Origin of the sequence: Desulfosudis oleivorans Hxd3 (assembly GCF_000018405.1) — a bacterium.
Lineage (GTDB): Bacteria > Desulfobacterota > Desulfobacteria > Desulfobacterales > Desulfosudaceae > Desulfosudis > Desulfosudis oleivorans.
The window spans coordinates 3101432-3120511 of the sequence record NC_009943.1 but is presented as its reverse complement, the minus strand read 5'-3'; the positions used below and the strand labels follow the sequence as shown (position 1 = coordinate 3120511).

Below are 19080 nucleotides of genomic sequence, written 5' to 3'. Positions count from 1 at the left end.
GGTGCTCAAGGAAGGGGGTCTCGTAAAACGTCGGTCCTGGTAGAAGCCGTTACCACGTGGCGAATGCCGTGGCGGTCCATGCGCTGCCGGTCCGGGGAGAGACCGCAGCGTTCCAGGGCGCCCAGGATGCCGCCGGAGACCACGTATTCCCGATACAGGGGGAAGATGTCCCGGCCGCCGAGGGACCATTCCATCAGGTGTATCACAAACCCGGGCAGCGTGGCGGGCTGGGGCACCGTGTGATCGGAGATCACCAGCCTGTCGGCCACGGCGGCCATGGCGCGGACAGTGGCGTGACGTTCGTCAGGCCCCATTTCGTGAAGGGCCAGTGAAGTGACGGCCACGTCGTAACTGCGGTCAAGATCCTGTGCCAGCCGGGTGGAATCGCCAAAGGCAAAATCCAGATTTTTTACGCCCCGTTTGTTTTTTTGTCTTTCGCAATAGGCCAGCATACGGCGGGACAGGTCAACACCGGTCACGTGGCGGCATTTGGCGGCCAGTTCCAGGGCCAGCCGGCCCGTGCCGCAGCCTACGTCCAGCACGGTACTGCCTTCCGGAACAAAATCAAGAATCATTTGCCGGTTGGCGGTTTCCACGGGATCAAAGAACCATCCGTACAGGTATCCGTCGTACCACTGGTTTTTTCCGGTATTTTTCATGGGCTGTTTACCCGCATATTTCATGAACTATCCGGGTCAGGAGATCAGCGCGCCTTTAAAGTAATAGACCCGCTGGTGGTAGCCCTTTGCGTTCTTGCCGATATAGACAAAGCCGCTATAGGGCCACACCGCCTGGTTCCGGCTCTTCTGCAGGTATTCGTTTTCCACTTCCACGAACATGCCGATGCACTTGGTCAGCTCTTTTTTGACAAAGGCGGCTTCAAAAAAATCCCGGGTGTGCAGCACCAGGTTGGTGGCCAGCAGGGATCGGCGGTGATCCGGCGCCACAAAGCTGCGGTAGTAATAAAAGGAGTTTTCCAGCTGCGGGTTGTATTTTTCGTAAACCGTGCCCAGCCCGGCGATCTGGCCGGTGGCGCCGTCCCTGCCGATGCAGAACACCTGCCGGACCCGCTCCATGGCCATTTCCCTTGTGGGCAGGGCGTTGTTTTTCATCCAGAACTCGATGATTTCGTTTTTCAGTTCCGGGGTTTTGTCTTCCCATACATTTTCCAGAAGGTATTCATCGTCCCTGCTCATAGCCGGCACTCCGTTTGTGTTTTTGATATTGTGATACGCTCTGAATCAGATCGTGCCTATCTTATAAAGAGCCTGTTCCGGACACAAGGCTTTTTCATTTATCCGATTCAAGGAAACGGTTGAACACCGGGCCGCATGCCTGTATAGTTGAAAAAACATGATTCATTGAAGGAGTCGACCATGAAGGTTGTTTTTCATCCCGATTTTTACCAGGTCTACACATCGGACCCGGCCGCGGCAAAGGGCCGAATGGAGGCCGTGGTCAAGGTCATCGACCCTTTTGCCGGGTTTGTGACCGCCGAGATGGCGGACCATAACGACGTGGCGGCCGTGCACACCGAAGCCCATATCGACGAGGTGAGGCGTCAGCGGCTCTATCCTGTTGCCATGCTGGCCGCGGGTGGGGCCGTGCAGGCCGCCCAAATCGGCCTGGCCGAGCCCTGCTTTGCCCTGGTCCGGCCACCGGGCCACCACGCCTCTGCCGATGCCTCCTGGGGGTTCTGCTATTTCAACAACATGGCCGTGGCCATTGCGTCTTTGAAAAACCGGGGCCGCATCGACAGTGCCTATGTGCTGGACATCGACCTTCACTACGGCGACGGCACCGTGAACATTCTGGGAGACAAGTCCTATGTCACGGTCCATAACGTGGATGCCATGCGGCGCGACGCCTATCTGCGGGAGGTGGCAGACGCCATGGACCGGTGCGAGGCCGACATTATCGGCATTTCCGCCGGGTTTGACAACCACATGGAAGACTGGGGCGGGGTCCTGTCCACCGGCGACTATTTTGAGATCGGCAAAATGGCGGCCGGCGCGGCCCGGCGAAACAGCGGCGGATGCTTTGCCGTCCTGGAGGGGGGCTACAACCACGATGTGCTGGGCCAGAACGTCCTGGCCCTGATCCAGGGCATGGCAGCATGATTTTTGTGGCCGACAACCTTCATATTGTCAACCCGGTCGTTGAACAGGCGATTTTACACCGCGACCCCGGGCCGATCCGCGATCTGGTGACCCGGTGCGTGGCAGCCGGTGCCCAGGCTATCGATATCAACCCCGGTCCCCTGAAAAAAGATCCTGAAGCGGCCATGACCTTTCTGGTGAACACGGTGGCAACGGCAACTGACCTGCCCCTGCTGCTGGACACCACCAATGCCGCGGCCCTGGCCGCCGGTCTGGCCGCCTGCAAGAACCCGGTCATCATCAACGGCTTTTCACTTGAGCCTCGGAAGATTGAAACCATCCTGCCCCTGGCAAAAAGGTTTGATGCCGACATTGTTGGATTTCTGCTGGATGAGCGCAGCCGGGTGCCGGTGGATGTTGCCGACTGCCTGGAGGTGGCCGGCCGGTTGCTGGCGGCAGCCGAAAAAGCCGGCGTGAACCCGGCCCGGCTGATCATTGACCCGGTGATAGCGCCCCTGATGTGGGAAAACGGGGTGCGGCACAACCGGGCCGTGGTTGAGGTGATTCGCATGCTGCCCGACCTGTTCGGTCTTCCGGTGCGCGCCATTGCCGGGCTTTCCAATCTCACTACCGGTCCGGGGCCGAAAGAAAAGAAGCGGACGGCAGAGGTGGCTTTTCTGGCTATGCTGGCCGACGCCGGACTCAGCCTGGCCCTGGTCAACATTTTTCATCACCGCACGGTTGATTCCGGCGCTGCAAGCGAACATCTGTTGCGGTCGGACATTTTTTCATGGGAGGGGGTTTAGAACTCATGGGCTCCGGCGCCATCGGATGGGGCATAGACGTGGAGGGGCGGCCCATGCGCCACTGTCCCTGGCCTGTAACCGGGGAGGGCCGTTATCGTGAACCGTCACCAAAGGAGATCGAATCGGTTTACGGCATTTCCGGCCGGGCCGTGGCCGCGACCCTGCGCTATTTTGAGGCGTGCGGCGGCGACACGCCGGCCCTGGTGGAAAAGCTGAACCGGCATGCCCCGAAAGGCCCTTACCCGGCCTCACCGGTCGATCTTCTTGATGACTCCCGCTGGTACACCAACGAGTACTATTTTTACCTTCAGATGTTCTGCAAAAAGGCCGTGGGCCGTTACGACTGGCACGTGGGAGAGGACGGTCATGACCAGCTTCCGGTTTATCACAAGATATGGGAAAAGGGCTTTCTGGACCATCTTCCCTACGGCGGCCCGGACCGGGACTCCACCTTCAGCATGCTCTGCGCCATATTCAAGGGGTACGGCGCCAGGGGCGTGAATTTTAGTGACCTGTACGAGTGGGCCGACCTGTTGTGCCGGCACCAGGGCGCCGTGAGTTTCAGGGACGAGATCGTCAAGATGCCAAACACCTGGCTCTCGTCGGAGTTCTGGTACTACCTGATCGAGTTTGTCAAGATCGTCACCAACGAGAACAGCGTGTTTGCCATTGTGGAAGCCTGTTTCGATTATTACGACCTGGAGGGGTTCTCCTTTGCGCCGGACGGCATGCTGATGCACGTGCTCCAATACATGCTCAACAAGTCCACCCGGGCCTACCACGTGGAGATTGATCACGATCGGCGCCGGCACCGGGCACGGTTTCGCCTCTCCCGCCACCCGGCATGGGACCCGGCAAAGACCGGTCCGTACTATGCCGCCTGTACCCTGAGCGGGGACCAGGCCATTCTGGCCGCCTACCGCCTGGTGGTGCAGAAGTTTTTCCGGCTGGACCTGCCGCCCCGGATTTCCGGTGTTTCGGGCATGGGCACCGGCGAGGTGGCGTTTACTCTTCAGTGGGACCGGCGGGTGGTGTCGGTTCCCTTTCTGCAGTTGTTGGGGGCCAACGCGCTCATGGTGGCGGTTTACCTGGGGGCCGGTGCACTGGCGGGTGTCAGTGCCCCTTTTCTGTTTCTGGCGGGGGTGTTTGCCGTAAATTTTACCATCGCGCTTTTTCGGGTTTATCGTCATTATGCCAACCGCATCGCTATTTTGAAGGACCACCTGGAGCGGGTCCTGGCCGACAGCCGGGAACGGGTGGAGCAGGCCCAGACCATGAGCGCCGAGCTGCTGGAGGAGAAAAAACAGCTGGTGGCCGAGCGCGACGAAACGGCCCGCCGGCTGCGCATCACCGAGGTGTATACCCGTAAATCCCTGGTGGAGATGATCGCCGCCGGCAATGATCCCACCCGTATTCCGCCGCAGGACCGGGAGATAGGCGTCCTGTTTGCTGATATTCGGGAGTTTACCCGGCTGTCTGAAAACCGGGATCCCATACGGATCGTGGAGCTGCTTAACGATTTTTTTGATCGCATGAACCGGTGCATCATTGGTGAAAACGGCGAGATCGACAAGCTTATCGGCGACGGCATCATGGCCCTGTTTAACGATCCGGACGCCTGCCTGCGGGCCGCGGTTTCCATGTGCCGGGAGCTTCGGACTTTCAACGGTTCCGGCCCTTTTTCAGGCGACCGGGCCTTGTCCATCGGCATCGGCATTAATTGGGGCCATGTGGTGGCCGGCAACATCGGCTCGCAAAGCAAGATGGACTACACCGTGATCGGTGACATCGTCAACGCGGCCAGCCGGCTGGAGGCCCTGACCCGCCACTACGGCGTGCCCCTGATCATTTCCGAGGAGTTCAGGAAGCGGCTTTGCGGAAACTATGCCGTGGCCTTTCTGGACATGGTCCAGGTCAAGGGTAAAAAGGCGCCGGTGGCCATCTACGAGGTCTATGATCACCTGGGCCCTGATGCCGTGGCCTGCAAACAAGAGGTTGCCGGGGATCTGGAGCGCGCCTTTGCCCTGTATCGCCGGGGCGCCTTTGACGAGGCCGAAGCGATTTACGGTCGTGTGCGGGGGCAGGTGGCTGTTACGGCAAACCCCTGCCTGGACGACACCCTGGCCACCCTCGATTTTTATATTCGCCGCTGCCGGGACCTGGGCCGCCGCCGGGACGAACAGGTCCTTTCCGAATGGGACGGGGTATTCCATTTTGCCATCAAGTAGTTTCCATCCATGAATGGCCTTTTCCCGCTCCAAATCGGTATCGGTATCGAAATCGCTATCGAAGTTTTACGCCGGACAAGTCGGCCCGCCGCACCCGTTCGTCGTTGCGAGCGACTGTTCTGCTCTGAAACGAATTACGGGCAGGTTTTTCCATTAAGGCCCATTGTTTAATGGTGGACCGAACGCCAATGAAAGGACTCTCGCCCGTTGCGGCGCAGCCGAGCGCAAGCGGGTTTTCCGGAAAAAGCGGGCAGGCTGTTTGAATCCCGCGAAGCGGGATGAGTTCCTGCCCGCGCCGGAAAACCCGCTTGCGCGAGGGAAGCCGAAGGCCAAGCCGCAGGGCGCGGTTCTTTTGGTACTTTTCTTGCCGCCAAGAAAAGTACACGGATAAGCAAGAAAGAAAAAAATGATGATTGAATGAAGCACGGGTAAGGCCTTTCGGCCTTTGCCCGTGGCCCTGTCTTCCGGGCCGGTTTGCCGGATATTTCATGAAATGTCCGGGTCAGACTTTATAGCGCGTTATTCTCTCTTTGAGAATCGCCGCCTGGTCTTTAAAGGTATCGGATATGCTTGCCATTTCACCCGATACGTCAGCGTTTCTCTGAGCGATCTCTTTTAGAAGCTCCATGTCGGTGCCTATTTGAGCAACACCGGTGCTTTGATCTACAGACATCTTAAAAATTTCACGGACGAGCTCAGCCGTCTCCCTGCTTTTTGGCACAAGCTCTTTAAGAAGCACGCCCGACTCCTCTGATACGCCCAGGGCGGACTGTGAAAGTTCGCTTATTTCCTTGGATACCGAGGCGCTTTTTTCCGCAAGTTTCCTCACCTCGCCGGCAACCACGGCGAACCCCCTGCCGTACTCTCCGGCCCTTGCCGCTTCAATGGCCGCGTTTAAGGCCAGAAGGTTTGTTTTATACGAAATATCTTTAATGAGCACGGTTTTGTCTGTTATCTCCTTCATCGAAGCAACGGTTTTTTCAACAGAGGCGCCTCCGGCTTCGGCGCTTACCGCGGACATTTTCGCGATTTCGTCCGTGTTTTTCGCGTTTTCCGAGTTGCGCGCCACCGCCTCCCGTATCTCTTCAAGTGCGGCCGTGATCTTTTCGGCGCTCAGGGCCTGTTCATCGGCCCCGCTTTTTATCAACTGCGCCGTTCTGTTGACATCGATTGAGGCGCTGCTCAATACTTCGGCGCTCTTTATTACGTCGATCATAAACTCCTTTATATTGTTAATGTGGGCAGAGAACTGCCTGGCGAAATCCTCCAATACATCCCTTGATTTAACCACCGTTATCGTCTGCGTGAGATCGCCTTTTGTTGCTTTTGTTATGGCCGGCATGACGTTATCAATGGCCCTGGAGACCACCCTGAGCCGCCTGTTTATGATAACCCAGAGCGTCAGATTGAGCAGGAAAAGCGAGAGTGTGACAAAAAATATGCTCCTGTAAATGTTGTTGTATAAAATATGTTCAGGGAAAACGGCAAGCATTTGCCTATCGCCCCCGGGCAGTTGCGCCGCATAATACACGGAGACCTCCGACTCCAAAATACCTTCGAACTTTTGTGTTTCACGCCCGCGTGAAGACGTAAGAGATTCAAGCGTTGATTCCTTGAAATACCCGTGACGCTCGCTTCTCTCCACCACGGTGGAGATGTTTTTTCCCGTCATGCCTTTATCCGGATAAGCGTAAACAATATCTCCATTTTTTTCTGTGACAAGAAGGGTGCATCCCTCTTTAGCGCAATACGCGGGCGCGTAACCCCGCATATCCTCAAGGGACGCCAGCGCGGTCGCTTCATATTTTATAAACATGAATACGTTATCGTCAATTTCAGCCTTGATGACCGGAAGGTAAAGGTTGTAAACAATAATTGAAATCACTACATTGACAAGCAATATGATGGGGAGGACCAGGCTGACGACCTTGCTCCTGAGTCGCTGGACAGGGACCGGTATACCGAATCTGCCGATCGGATATGTTCTGAAATAATAAAGGTTCCTCGTAAAGTATCCGAGAAATAAAATGATAAACAGGCTGATAAAAAACACATAAAAATGGTAATAAAGATTTTTGTACCCGAGGTAAAAATACATGAAGGATATCACCGGCACATAAATCATCACCAGTGCTCCGATCTGTATGGAAAAAATTCTGTTTCCGGTGATCCTGAAGTTGTGAGCCAGTTTTTCCAGCACCCCCTTTTCAGTGATCGTATTTATTAAACGGAACAGCTTGGTGTTGATCCAGTAGACAAAATAAACATATATAATAATAAACGCCGAAAGGCTGAAGGCGATCAGAAACCATAAAAGCTCCCGGTCCCTGTTGAGTGGATAGGCGAAAGAGAATACCAGTACAAAAAAACCGATGGACGTCAACTGGCCGTATGCCCCGTATTTTTTAAACTGCTTCAGGATGTCATTAGGGTTCATTACCGCTGCTCCTTGGCTGTTGATGTTCTCCCGTAAAAGCCCGCCTGTTGGTGACGATAAGAATTTGCTTTTATTGTAATTAATTATATAGAGACCGGGCTTGTGTGTCAATGCGATCCCGACCCCGATCCCGATCCCGATATCGATTTGGATGATCAGGATTGCTTCGCTCCGCTCGCAATGACCTTATTAGACAAGCCCGGTCTCGCCGGGCGCTTCGGCACATCTTGCCCCCGGTTCTGCCCCGTGATATAAATCATCCAGTTCATTCAACCATTTGATTCCATCAGGAGACGCCATGCCGGACAACCGCGTGATCTATCTGATCGACGGCACCGCCTATATTCACCGGGGCTATCATGCCGTGCGAAACCTTTCCAACTCCAAAGGGCTGCCCACCAACGCGGCTTTTTCCTTCACCCGCATGCTGATGAAGCTGATGAAGGAAAAAGAATCCGAGTATGCCGTGGTCTTTTTTGACGCCAAAGGCCCCACCTTCCGGCACGAGATCGACAGGGAATACAAGGCCAACCGCCCCCCCATGGCCGAGGACATGGCCGTGCAGATTCCCTATATCAGGAAGATCGTGGAAGGGTTTAACCTGCCAATTGTAGAGCAGCAGGGGTACGAGGCCGATGACATGATCGGCACCCTGGCGGTAAAGGCCGAAAAAGAGGGCTTTGACACGGTGATTGTTTCCGGGGACAAGGATTTTGCCCAGATGGTCACCGACCATGTCACCATCTGGGACCCCATGAAGGAGATTGTCATCGACCGGGCCGCGGTGGAAAAAAAGTTCGGCATCCAGCCGGCCCAGGTGATCGACGCCATGGCCCTGTCCGGCGACACGTCGGACAACATTAAAGGCGTTCCGGGCATCGGCGAAAAAACGGCCCTGGCCCTGATTCAGGAGTTCGGCTCCCTGGACAACCTTTACGACCGGGTGGAGACCATCACCAAAAAGAAGCAGAAAGAAAACCTGCTGGCCCACCGGGACGACGCCTATCTTGCCAGAAAACTGGTCACCATCGACACCAACGCGCCTGTGGCATGGGACCTTGAGGCCTTTACGGTCAAGGCGCCGGACAACGCGGCCCTTTCCGCCCTTTTTGGCGAGCTGGAGTTTACAGGCCTGCAAAAGGAGTTTCCACAGCAGACCGACCTGTCGGGCAAGCGCTATACCGGCGTGATGACCCAACAGGAGCTGGAATCCCTGGCCGGCCGGCTGGAAAAAGCCTCCTGTTTTGCCTTTGACACCGAGACCACGGCCCTTGATCCCATGAAGGCCCGGCTGGTGGGCATATCCCTGGCTCTGGAACCGGACGAGGCCTTTTACATTCCCGTGGGCCACGCATACGAAGGCGCGCCCGTGCAGTTGGACCGGGACGCGGTGCTTCGAATCCTTGCCCCGGCTTTTGAAAACACAAAGATCACCAAGATCGGCCAGAACGTCAAGTATGACTGGACCGTGCTCTCCCGCTGTGGTTTTAAAATAGACGGCCCGGTATTTGACACCATGATCGCCGCCTACCTGCTCAACCCCACCCGTCGCAGTTACGGCCTGGACCGGCTGGCCGCCGATTATCTCAACCATCGCATGATCTCTTACCAGGATGTCACCGGCACCGGCAAAAACGCCAAATGCTTTTCAGCGGTGCCGCTGGAGGAGGCCATCCCCTACGCCGCCGAGGACGCGGACATCACCTTCAGCCTGCACCGGCTGCTGGAAAAGGAGTTGAAACAGGGCGGCCTTTTCGAGCTGCTTGAAACCATTGAGATGCCCCTGGTGCCGGTGCTGATGCACATGGAGATGGCCGGCGTGGCCGTGGACCGGGAGGCCCTGGCCGCCCTTTCCAAAGAACTGGAGGGGCAACTGGAAAAGCTGGAGGGTGAGATCTACGGCCTGGCCGGGGAGACCTTCAACATCAACTCGCCCCAGCAGCTGGGCGTGATCCTGTTTGAAAAACTGGGGCTTCCCACCCAGAAGAAAACCAAGAAAAAGACCGGCTACTCCACCGACGCGGACGTGCTGACCACCCTGGCGGACCACCACGAGCTGCCGGCCCTGCTGCTGCGCCATCGCACCCTGGCCAAGCTCAAGTCCACCTATGCCGACGCCCTGGCCGAACTGATTCTCCCGGAGACCGGCCGGATTCACACCTCTTTTAACCAGACCGCCACAGCCACGGGCCGCCTCAGCAGCACCGACCCCAACCTTCAGAACATTCCCATTCGCACCGAGGAGGGCCGCCAGATTCGCAAGGCCTTTGTGCCCCGGCCCGGCTGGACCTTTGTGTCGGCCGACTACTCCCAGGTGGAGCTGCGCATCCTGGCCCATTACTCCCAGGACCCCATTCTGATCGAGGCCTTTGAAAACGACGAGGATATTCACACCCGCACCGCCAGCGAGGTGTTTCAGCTTTTTCCCGAAATGATCACCGAGGACGTGCGGCGCCAGGCCAAGGCCATCAACTTCGGCATTGTTTACGGCATCAGCCCTTTTGGCCTGGCCCGGGACCTGGGCATCAGCCAGAAGATGGCGAAAAATTACATGGACAGCTATTTTTCCCGCTACAGTCGGGTAAAAGAGTTCATGGACAAAGCCATTGCCGATGCGCGCGAAACCGGCCAGACCCGCACGATGTTCGGCCGCATCCGGTATCTGCCCGACATCGACAGCCCCAACCGCACCCTGCAGGGCTATGCCGAGCGGGCCGCCATCAACACCCCCATTCAGGGCACGGCCGCGGACATCATGAAGCTGGCCATGATTGCAACGGAAAAGGCCCTGGCAAAAGAAAAACTTGTTTCGGTCATGCTGCTCTCCGTGCACGATGAAATCGTGCTGGAGTGCCCGCCGGACGAGGTGAAAACCGTCAGCGCCCTGGTGGCCGACATCATGGAGAATGTCTGCGACCTGGCCGTGCGGCTTAAGGTGAATGTGGCGCAGGGTAGCAACTGGGCCGACGCCCATTGATAAATAATGATGGCTGTGTAAAACGTCCAATCTCTGCGTTGCGCGGCGTCCCTCCTCATTCAGCGTACCGCCAGTACAGCTTCATTCGTCGGGACTTGCGCGCCTTGACCTTGAACGTTTTACAAAGCCATAGAGCCATCTTGTGCTGTTTATATCCTGAAAATTTTATCCTTAAGGCGGAAGTAGTATACTGGGCATGAGCGATTGCTTTTGCCCATTGCAGCGCAGCCGAGCGCGAATGCTTTTTCCGGGAGAAGCGGGCAGGCTGTTTGAGCACCGCGAAGCGGGCGAGTTCCTGCCCGCGCCGGAAAAAGTGTTTGCGCGAGGGCAGCCGAAGGCCAAGCTGCAGGGCCGCCTTCTTTTGGTACTTTTCTTGGCGCCAAGAAAAGTACATGGAAAAGCAGATAAGAAATAAGATGGATTCTGTCCTAAAACAACAAGGATGTAAATAAACAGTGACGGGCAACAAACTCAGCTTGCAGTCGACTCCAGGTCCGATGGGAGCTCGCAACTGAAGATTGAATGTCTTACAAAGCCATCCGAGGTAAAAATATGGAATTAAGACAGATCGATGACTATCGCTGGGAAATTCCGCAAACCGGCGCCATGCGGGTGCCGGGTATCATCTATGCCGATGCGGCCATGATGGCGGCCCTTCAAAAGGAGGAGGCCTGCCGCCAGGTGGCCAACGTCGCCACCCTGCCGGGCATTGTAAAGGCCTCCCTGGCCATGCCCGACATTCACTGGGGCTACGGCTTTCCCATCGGCGGGGTGGCAGCCTTTGACATGGACGAGGGCGTCATCTCTCCCGGCGGCGTGGGCTACGACATCAACTGCGGGGTGCGGCTGGCCGTCACAAAACTTTTTGCCGACGAGGTCGGCCCCCGGATTGCCGACCTGGCCGACGCCCTTTACGCCGGTGTTCCCTGCGGCGTGGGCTCCACCGGCGGCATTCGGCTGACCGTGGCAGAGGAGAAAAAGGCCATTTCCCAGGGCGCGTCCTGGGCCGTCAAGCGGGGTCTTGGGGATGCCGACGACATCGACCGCACCGAGGACTGCGGCCACATGGCCGAAGCGGATCCGGAAGCGGTCAGCGACAACGCCCTGGAACGGGGCCGGCGCCAGCTGGGCACCCTGGGGTCGGGCAACCATTTTATAGAGGTGGGCGAGGTGGTCGAGGTGTTTGATCCGGCGGTGGCGGCCCGGTTCGGCCTGGCCGAGGGACGGATCACCCTGATGCTGCACTCCGGCTCCCGGGGGCTGGGTCACCAGGTGTGCGATGACTACCTGGCGGTGATGGCAAAGGAGGCCCGCAAATCCAACATCGAACTGGTCGACCGCCAGCTGGCCTGCGCCCCCGTCAACGCTTCGGCCGGCCGACGCTATTTTTCGGCTCTGGCCTGCGCCGCCAACTTTGCCTGGATCAACCGCCAGGTGATGCTTCACCTCTGCCGGGAGGTGTTCATGCGGGTGTTTGCAAAGGGACCGGCAGATCTTGGCATGCGCATGGTGTATGACGTGTGCCACAATATCGCCAAAAAGGAGCGCCACGAGGTGGATGGCCGCGTGCGGGACCTGTGTGTCCATCGCAAGGGTGCCACCCGCGCTTTTGCCCCCGGCCATCCCGACCTGTGTGCGGCCTATCGCGACGTGGGCCAGCCCGTGCTGGTACCCGGCGACATGGCCACCGGCTCTTACGTGCTGGCCGGATGCGACGGCGCCATGGCCGAAACCTTTGGGTCGGCCTGCCATGGCGCGGGCCGGGTGCTCAGCCGCACCGCCGCCAAAAAGGCGGCAAGGGGAAGGGAGTTGTTCTCCGAAATGGCCGGCCGGGGCGTTGCCCTGCGGTGCCAGGGCCGCACCACCGCCGCCGAGGAGATGCCCGAGGCCTACAAGGATGTCAACAGCGTGGTGGAGGTGGTCCACCGGGCGGGGATCGCAAAAAAGGTTGCAAAAATAAGACCTTTAGCGGTTGTCAAAGGATGATGGGTTGTCATGTACCGGTTGTTTTAACCATTAGATTTTATGAGGGTTTTCTACATAAAAGGGATGCAAAACACCTCAGGCCGCCCATGGCGGTTTGGGCTTTGAAAAGTGCCCGAATTTTATTTTACCGAATTGTCTCCGGCTGGATATTCATCATGCCGAAAAATTTCATGAAATATGCTGGTTAAGGAAAAAACACCATATCTTGAATTTTTTAGTTGACACATCACAACATCTTGCGCTAGGTTGAGGCTACTTTCAGGGGCAACCCCATTCCCATAATTAAAACGATACAGATCGACGGGTTGGTGTTTGTAAACCCTGTTTTTTGTTTCATACGATTGTTTCAAAGGAGGCCGCAAGTGTTCGAAAGCATCAAGAAACGGGATGGCAGAATCACCACCTTTGATTCCAAGAAGATCACGGAGGCCATTGCCAAGTCAGGCAAGGCCACCGGCGAATTCGACGGCCGGGAGGCAAAAAAGCTGACGCTGCGGGTGCTTACCCTGGCCAGCCAGATGAAGCTGGGACCGGTGCCTGAGGTGGAGGAGATTCAGGACATCGTGGAGCGGGTCCTGCTGGATTCACCTTTTTATAAGAGCGCCAAGAGCTACATCCTGTATCGCGAACAGCACACCCAGATCCGTAACATCGCCACCAAGGCCAGTGTCAAGCTGGTGGAAAACTATATCGGGAAGATGGACTGGAAAATAAAAGAGAACAGTAACATGAGCTATTCTCTCCAGGGCCTCAACAACTATATCTCTTCAGACGTTACCGCCGAGTACTGGCTCAACCGGGTCTATCCGCCCGAAGTGAGGGACGCCCATAAAAGCGGTGACCTCCATATTCACGACCTGAGCCTGCTGTCAGTCTACTGCGTGGGCTGGGACCTTCAGGACCTGCTGGAAAAGGGGTTCAAAGGGGTCACGGGCAAGGTGGAAAGCTCGCCGCCCAAGCACTTCCGGTCGGCCCTGGGCCAGGTCGTCAACTTTTTCTATACCCTTCAGGGCGAGGCTGCCGGTGCCCAGGCCATTTCCAACTTTGATACCCTGCTGGCCCCGTTCGTGCGCCACGACCGGCTGGACTACAAGGGCGTGAAACAGGCCCTTCAGGAATTCGTGTTCAATATCAATATCCCCACCCGGGTGGGCTTTCAGACCCCGTTCACCAACATCACCATGGACCTGCTGGTGCCGACGACACTGAAGGATCAGCCGGTCATCGTGGGGGGAAAGATCAGCGAAACCGAAACCTACGGCATGTTCCAGGAGGAGATGGACCTGATCAACCGTGCCTTTGCCAACATCATGATGGAGGGCGACGCCAAGGGCCGGGTCTTCACCTTTCCCATTCCCACCTATAACGTGACCAAGGATTTTGACTGGGACAACCCCAACCTGGAACCCATCTGGCAGATGACCGCCAAGTATGGCATTCCCTATTTTTCCAACTTCATCAATTCCGACATGTCACCCGAGGACGCCCGGTCCATGTGCTGCCGCCTGCGGCTGGACAACCGGGAGCTGGCCAAGCGGGGCGGCGGTCTGTTCGGCGCCAATCCCCTCACCGGTTCCATCGGCGTGGTCACCATCAACCTGCCCCGTATCGGCTATGTGTCCAGCACCCGGGAGGAGTTCTTCGACACCCTGGCCCGCCTGGTGAACCTGGCCAAGGACAGCCTGATCATCAAACGCAAGGTGCTGGAGAACTTTACCGAGAACAACCTGTATCCCTACTCCAAGTTTTACCTGCGGGGTATAAAGGAGAAAACCGGCTTTTTCTGGAAGAACCATTTTTCCACGGTGGGTATCATCGGCATGAACGAGGCGTGTGTCAATTTTATGGGTGAAGATATCGGCAGCCGCACCGGCCGGGGATTTGCCCTGGAGGTGATGGATTTTTTAAGGGACCGGCTTTCCGAAATTCAGGAAGAGACCGGTGAAATCTTCAACCTGGAAGCCACTCCGGCCGAAGGCACCTCTTTCCGGCTGGCCATGCTGGACAAACAGCGGTTCCCCAACATTATCTGCGCAAACGAGACCTGCGCTTCCGGCAAGCCGGTACCTTTTTACACCAACTCCACCCAGCTGCCGGTCAACTACACCGACGACGTGTTCGAGGCCCTGACCCTTCAGGACGACCTTCAGACCAAGTACACCGGCGGAACGGTTTTTCACATCTTCCTGGGCGAACAGGTTCACGACACTGCCGGCGCCAAGGCCTTGGTGCGCAAGGTGGCCGAAAACTTCCACCTGCCCTATTTTACCCTGTCGCCCACCTTCAGCGTGTGTCCGTTCCACGGCTACCTGAACGGTGAACACGAAACCTGTGCCAGCTGCGGCAGCGAAACCGAAATCTACTCCCGGGTGGTGGGCTACCTGCGGCCGGTATCCCAGTGGAATGACGGCAAGCAGGTGGAGTTTGACATGCGCAAGACCTTTGACTCCGGCGTACAGCAGAGCATGGAGATGAAGAGCATTCCCGCCTATGCCGAGCGGGAAAGTGCCAGCATCGTCGGCCCGGGAACAAAGGCGGCGGTGGGCGCCCGTTAAGAAGCCCCCTATTCACAGGCAAACGCAAGGGCGACCCTTTTAACCGGGCCGCCCTTTTCATTATTTCAATCGGTATCGGTATCGGTATCGGGGTCGAAATCGGTATCGAGGAATAAGGATTAAAAATACGGACACGGACACGAGCACGAGCACGAGCACGAGTAAGAGTAAGAGTAAGATGAGCAGCAGGGAGATAAAGACAGGTAAAAAGTATCATGCGTATCGGCGGCCTTCAAAAAATTTCAGCCATTGATTATCCCGGCAGGGTGGGCTGCGTGGTGTTTACCGTGGGATGCAACTACCACTGTCCCTACTGCCACAACCCGGACCTGGTGCGGCCAAAAGGGCCGGACTTTATGTCCGAGGCCGATTTTTTCGCCTTTCTGTCCGAGCGTACCCATTTTTTAGACGGGGTCTCCATCACCGGCGGCGAGCCTTGCCTCCAGCCCGACCTGGCCGATTTCTGCGCGAAAATAAAGGAAATGGGCTTTCTGGTAAAGCTGGACACCAACGGCAGCCTGCCTGGCGTCACCGCCGGCCTGATTAAAAAGCACCTGGTGGACTATATCGCCATGGACGTCAAAACCGCGCCGGAGCGGTACGAGCCCCTGGCCGGGCCCGGGCTTTCGCCCGATACCCTTGTTCAAAGCATCGACCTGATCAAAAATTCCGGCCTGCCGTGCGAGTTTCGCACCACCTGTGTCCGGCCCTTTGTGGATGAGGCAGCGGTCCACCGCATCGCGGACCTGGTGGCCGGCGCCCCGCTGTATGTGTTGCAGCATTGCGGAAAAGAGCGTATGCTCGACCCCGAATTTTTTGATCAGGACCCGGTGATCGGCGCCGAAGAGATGGAGCGGTTTAAAAATATTGCCCAAAACCGTGTGGAACGGTGTATTATACGGTAAAAAAGGAAATATTCATGACCAGCATTAAAACCATAAAATCCAGAGCCCCCAAAGACTACCTGGTCTTTGCCCTGGATGTGCCAACGGTTTCCGAAGCCGCGGAATACGTTCACCTTTTAAAAAATCACGTGGGCATGTTCAAGGTGGGCCTGGAGCTGTTTGTCCGGGGCGGCCGCCGTATCATCGACACCATTCACGATGCCGGGGGCGGCGCAAAGATATTTCTGGACCTCAAGCTTTACGATATTCCGGAGACGGTCTACCGCACCATGAACGCCATTGCCGCCATGGGCGTGGATTTTGCCACGGTCCACTGCTCGGGCCAGAAAGACATGCTGGCCGCGGCTCAGGAGGGGGCGGACGGCCAGGTGGGAGTCCTGGGCGTCACTGTGCTGACCAGTATGTCCGCCGATGATGTGCGCGACGCCGGCTATGGGCCGGAGTATATTGAAAACATCTCCCGCTTGGTGATGAAGCGGGCTGCTGCCGCCGCTGAATGGGGATTTGCCGGCATCGTCTGCTCCCCGCTGGAGGTGTCGGCCATGAAGGAGCGGTTCGGCAAGGGTTTTGTCGCGGTCACGCCGGGCATTCGGCCGGCAAAAGGGCTGGTCTCCCGCGATGACCAGAGCCGCATCTCCACCCCGGGCCAGGCCATTCGCAACGGCGCCGACTACCTGGTGGTGGGCCGTCCCATCCGCGAACCCGACGACTCGGCCGCTGCCGCCGCCGCCATCTGCAAAGAGATTGAAGAGGCCCTGAAATAGGGCTTTTCTGTTGTATCGAGTGCCACGGGCCAGGCGACAGCTTGCCCGTGTCCGACCCCCGGCAATACGTTCCATCACCACATGAGAGTTAACCATCACAAGGAGACACCATGAAAATTGATATCACAAAAGAAGAGTATCGGCTGCTGCTGGACATCCTGTCCATTTCGGACTGGGTCATGAACTCCTATAAACTGGAGGATGATTCTGAAACCGAGCCCTATGTCGCGCTTGAGCAGAAGCTGCTGTCCCATGCCAAAGACTTCGGGTTCGACAACCTTGTGCAGTATGACGCGGAAGAAAAAGAGTATTTTCCCACGGCCGAGTATGAGGCGGCTGAAACCGACGCGCGGTTTATCGACGAGTTTGAAGACTTCTGTTTCTGGGAACAGTTGTGCAGCCGTCTGGCCGAAAGAGATCTGATCAGGGAAAGAGGGGCCGAAGTGGTCCAGGAAATGTCGCCCTGGGACAGAATCACTGAAGCAGAAGACCTGATGGAAAAATACGAGGACGAGTTTGCCGAAAACGGCATTGAGAATCTTGTCATATCAGAAGGGTAACGCCTTCACCCGGCAGGAATGACGCAACCGAACGTGAACCGTATCGGCCTTTTTTCATATTCTTTATCCACATCAAAACAGGACGGGTGTCACGGGCAAAGCCGCAAGCGGTTTGCCCGTGCCCGTTTCCCAGGATGTCCGGCCTTTTCCCGTCCCCCCGGATTTGATCCGGCAAGACCCATAAATGGACCCGTACCACCATGAACGTCCTGCTTATCTCGGCCAACACCGAAACCATCAACATGCCGGTCCTGCCCCTGGGCCTCTCCTGCATTGCCCGGGCCGTGCGGGCCGCCGGCCACCAGGCCATGGTGGTCAACACCCTGGACAAAGACCGGCTGATACCGGAAGCCCTTCAGGCCATTGAAACGTTTCATCCCAGGGTGATCGGCATCTCGGTGCGCAACATCGACGACCAGACCATGGAGCCTGCCCGGTTTTTGCTGGAGCCGGTCAGGGACCTGATCGCCGCCTGCAAAAAGCAGACATCCGCCCCCATCGTGCTTGGCGGGGCAGGGTACAGCATCTTTCCCGAGGCGGCCCTTTCCTATCTTGGCGCGGACAGGGGCATTCGCGGCCCCGGAGAAAAGCCCTTTGTCTCCCTGCTGGCCCATCTTGAAAACAATAAAAGCCCGGCTGCCATCCCCGGCCTTTACCTGCCGGGCCGCAAACCCGCGGCTCCCCTGGACCCGGACTGTCACATCAACGATTATCCCATGCCCCTGCCCGAAGACCAGGTGTTCGCGCCCTCTGAAACCGGTGACGCGCCTGTGTGGGTTCCGTTTCAAACCCGGCGGGGCTGCCCCATGGATTGCAGCTACTGCTCCACCGCATCCATAGAGGGCAGGACCACCCGCAAGCGGGACCTTTCCCGGGTAATTGATACCCTGGCGGCCTACAGACAGGCCGGCTTTTCCCATCTCTTTTTTGTGGACAACACCTTCAACATTCCCCCTTCCTATGCAAAGGCCCTGTGCGACGGCATCATTGAAAAAAACCTGAACCTCTCCTGGCGCTGCATTGTCTATCCATGGAAGATTGACAATGACCTGGCCGAAAAAATGGCGAGTGCCGGATGCAAGGAGGTGAGCCTGGGGTTTGAAAGCGGGTCTGCTCAAATGCTGCGGGCCTTTAACAAAAAATTTACCCCTGACGATGTGCGGGCGGTTTCCGCCGCGTTAAAGCAGTTCAATATCAAGCAGACCGGGTTCCTGCTGCTGGGCGGCCCCGGCGAAACCGAACAGACCATCCAGGAAAGCCTGGCCTTTGTCGAATCCCTGAACCTGGATGCTACAAAAATTACCTCCGGCATTCGCATCTACCCGGAAACCCAACTGGCCCGCCAGGCCGTGGCCCAAGGGATCATCGCCCCGGATGACACCCTGCTGTTTCCCCGCTTCTACATGGCCCCCGCCGTAAAAGACACCATCCGCGCCATCGTTGCCCCCTGGCTTACAAAACACCCCAACTGGTTTTCGTAAAAGTAAGGGGCGCATCTGCTGTGTTGCGGGATATTTGCGGATATACGGTAGGGGCGAACCTTGTGTTCGCCCTTGATGGACAACCACAAGAAGTTGCCCATCAATATTTTGTCCCGCGCCTTGCATCTGCGGCCAAAGCAACTCGTGAAATATCCGGGTTAAAAATCAAATTTCTTGACAGGACTAAATTAATATTGTACGTTTTTATACAAAAATATGTATCTATAGATACAATTTTATGTAGCTAGTGCCCATCCACCTGTTATGAGGGCACGAAAAAGT

The 19080-nt window shown here is 56.9% G+C and carries 15 protein-coding genes; 11 read left to right on the top strand and 4 right to left on the bottom strand.

The window, feature by feature from the left end:
- Nucleotides 1–5: 5 nt before the first annotated feature.
- Nucleotides 6–683 carry a class I SAM-dependent methyltransferase gene (locus DOLE_RS13235; RefSeq protein WP_232362710.1) on the bottom strand — a complete coding sequence of 226 codons (678 nt, stop codon included), beginning with the start codon at nucleotides 681–683 and terminating at the stop codon, nucleotides 6–8.
- A 12-nt stretch (nucleotides 684–695) separates the two neighbouring features.
- Nucleotides 696–1196 (bottom strand): hypothetical protein, encoded by a 501-nt coding sequence (locus tag DOLE_RS13230; protein WP_012175993.1) that lies wholly within the window; start codon nucleotides 1194–1196, stop codon nucleotides 696–698.
- Between the two features lie 180 nt (nucleotides 1197–1376).
- Between DOLE_RS13230 and DOLE_RS13225 the strand changes: the two genes are divergently transcribed.
- The 3 genes from DOLE_RS13225 to DOLE_RS17560 are packed head-to-tail and all read left to right on the top strand — an operon-like array spanning nucleotide 1377 to nucleotide 5133.
- On the top strand, nucleotides 1377–2120 hold the full coding sequence (locus DOLE_RS13225) for an acetylpolyamine aminohydrolase (protein WP_012175992.1): 744 nt from the start codon (nucleotides 1377–1379) through the stop codon (nucleotides 2118–2120).
- Nucleotides 2117–2905, top strand: coding sequence for a dihydropteroate synthase (locus tag DOLE_RS13220; RefSeq protein ID WP_012175991.1), 789 nt, complete (start codon nucleotides 2117–2119; stop codon nucleotides 2903–2905). The genes DOLE_RS13225 and DOLE_RS13220 overlap by 4 nt, the downstream gene beginning before the upstream one ends.
- On the top strand, nucleotides 2890–5133 hold the full coding sequence (locus DOLE_RS17560) for an adenylate/guanylate cyclase domain-containing protein (RefSeq protein ID WP_083766617.1): 2244 nt from the start codon (nucleotides 2890–2892) through the stop codon (nucleotides 5131–5133). The genes DOLE_RS13220 and DOLE_RS17560 overlap by 16 nt, the downstream gene beginning before the upstream one ends.
- Nucleotides 5134–5188: 55 nt before the next feature.
- Here DOLE_RS17560 and DOLE_RS13210 read toward each other — a convergent pair whose 3' ends face one another.
- A complete protein-coding gene (locus DOLE_RS13210; RefSeq protein ID WP_041280568.1) occupies nucleotides 5189–5623 on the bottom strand; it encodes a hypothetical protein in 435 nt (144 codons plus the stop codon).
- Between the two features lie 12 nt (nucleotides 5624–5635).
- Nucleotides 5636–7681, bottom strand: coding sequence for a methyl-accepting chemotaxis protein (locus DOLE_RS17555; RefSeq protein ID WP_153304431.1), 2046 nt, complete (start codon nucleotides 7679–7681; stop codon nucleotides 5636–5638).
- Between the two features lie 187 nt (nucleotides 7682–7868).
- Between DOLE_RS17555 and polA the strand changes: the two genes are divergently transcribed.
- The 8 genes from polA to DOLE_RS13165 all read left to right on the top strand — a co-directional run bounded on the left by polA (nucleotide 7869) and on the right by DOLE_RS13165 (nucleotide 18798).
- Nucleotides 7869–10547, top strand: coding sequence for a DNA polymerase I (gene polA, locus DOLE_RS13200; RefSeq protein ID WP_012175988.1), 2679 nt, complete (start codon nucleotides 7869–7871; stop codon nucleotides 10545–10547).
- A gap of 238 nt (nucleotides 10548–10785) precedes the next feature.
- Nucleotides 10786–10962: a hypothetical protein gene (locus DOLE_RS18255; RefSeq protein ID WP_153304430.1), complete on the top strand. Its 177-nt coding sequence runs from the start codon at nucleotides 10786–10788 to the stop codon at nucleotides 10960–10962.
- Between the two features lie 137 nt (nucleotides 10963–11099).
- Nucleotides 11100–12533, top strand: coding sequence for an RtcB family protein (locus DOLE_RS13190; protein WP_012175986.1), 1434 nt, complete (start codon nucleotides 11100–11102; stop codon nucleotides 12531–12533).
- 362 nt (nucleotides 12534–12895) lie between these two features.
- Nucleotides 12896–15088: a ribonucleoside triphosphate reductase gene (locus DOLE_RS13185; RefSeq protein WP_012175985.1), complete on the top strand. Its 2193-nt coding sequence runs from the start codon at nucleotides 12896–12898 to the stop codon at nucleotides 15086–15088.
- A 215-nt stretch (nucleotides 15089–15303) separates the two neighbouring features.
- Complete coding sequence (locus tag DOLE_RS13180) at nucleotides 15304–15993, top strand: anaerobic ribonucleoside-triphosphate reductase activating protein (protein ID WP_012175984.1); 690 nt, start codon at nucleotides 15304–15306, stop codon at nucleotides 15991–15993.
- A 14-nt stretch (nucleotides 15994–16007) separates the two neighbouring features.
- Complete coding sequence (gene pyrF / locus DOLE_RS13175; RefSeq protein WP_012175983.1) at nucleotides 16008–16757, top strand: orotidine-5'-phosphate decarboxylase; 750 nt, start codon at nucleotides 16008–16010, stop codon at nucleotides 16755–16757.
- Nucleotides 16758–16867: 110 nt separating this feature from the next.
- A complete protein-coding gene (locus DOLE_RS13170) occupies nucleotides 16868–17317 on the top strand; it encodes a hypothetical protein (protein WP_012175982.1) in 450 nt (149 codons plus the stop codon).
- A gap of 200 nt (nucleotides 17318–17517) precedes the next feature.
- A complete protein-coding gene (locus tag DOLE_RS13165) occupies nucleotides 17518–18798 on the top strand; it encodes a B12-binding domain-containing radical SAM protein (RefSeq protein ID WP_012175981.1) in 1281 nt (426 codons plus the stop codon).
- Nucleotides 18799–19080: the final 282 nt, after the last annotated feature.

What these genes read in the sequence shown, in the direction of transcription:
- DOLE_RS17560 (WP_083766617.1), top strand. Translation starts at nt 2,890, where the DNA reads ATGGGAGGGGGTTTAGAACTCATGGGCTCCGGCGCCATCGGATGGGGC.
- DOLE_RS13180 (WP_012175984.1), top strand. Translation starts at nt 15,304, where the DNA reads ATGCGTATCGGCGGCCTTCAAAAAATTTCAGCCATTGATTATCCCGGC.
- DOLE_RS13220 (WP_012175991.1), top strand. Translation starts at nt 2,117, where the DNA reads ATGATTTTTGTGGCCGACAACCTTCATATTGTCAACCCGGTCGTTGAA.
- DOLE_RS13230 (WP_012175993.1), bottom strand. Translation starts at nt 1,196, where the DNA reads ATGAGCAGGGACGATGAATACCTTCTGGAAAATGTATGGGAAGACAAA.
- DOLE_RS13225 (WP_012175992.1), top strand. Translation starts at nt 1,377, where the DNA reads ATGAAGGTTGTTTTTCATCCCGATTTTTACCAGGTCTACACATCGGAC.
- DOLE_RS13210 (WP_041280568.1), bottom strand. Translation starts at nt 5,623, where the DNA reads ATGAAATATCCGGCAAACCGGCCCGGAAGACAGGGCCACGGGCAAAGG.
- pyrF (WP_012175983.1), top strand. Translation starts at nt 16,008, where the DNA reads ATGACCAGCATTAAAACCATAAAATCCAGAGCCCCCAAAGACTACCTG.
- DOLE_RS13170 (WP_012175982.1), top strand. Translation starts at nt 16,868, where the DNA reads ATGAAAATTGATATCACAAAAGAAGAGTATCGGCTGCTGCTGGACATC.
- DOLE_RS18255 (WP_153304430.1), top strand. Translation starts at nt 10,786, where the DNA reads ATGCTTTTTCCGGGAGAAGCGGGCAGGCTGTTTGAGCACCGCGAAGCG.
- polA (WP_012175988.1), top strand. Translation starts at nt 7,869, where the DNA reads ATGCCGGACAACCGCGTGATCTATCTGATCGACGGCACCGCCTATATT.
- DOLE_RS13190 (WP_012175986.1), top strand. Translation starts at nt 11,100, where the DNA reads ATGGAATTAAGACAGATCGATGACTATCGCTGGGAAATTCCGCAAACC.
- DOLE_RS13235 (WP_232362710.1), bottom strand. Translation starts at nt 683, where the DNA reads ATGAAATATGCGGGTAAACAGCCCATGAAAAATACCGGAAAAAACCAG.
- DOLE_RS13165 (WP_012175981.1), top strand. Translation starts at nt 17,518, where the DNA reads ATGAACGTCCTGCTTATCTCGGCCAACACCGAAACCATCAACATGCCG.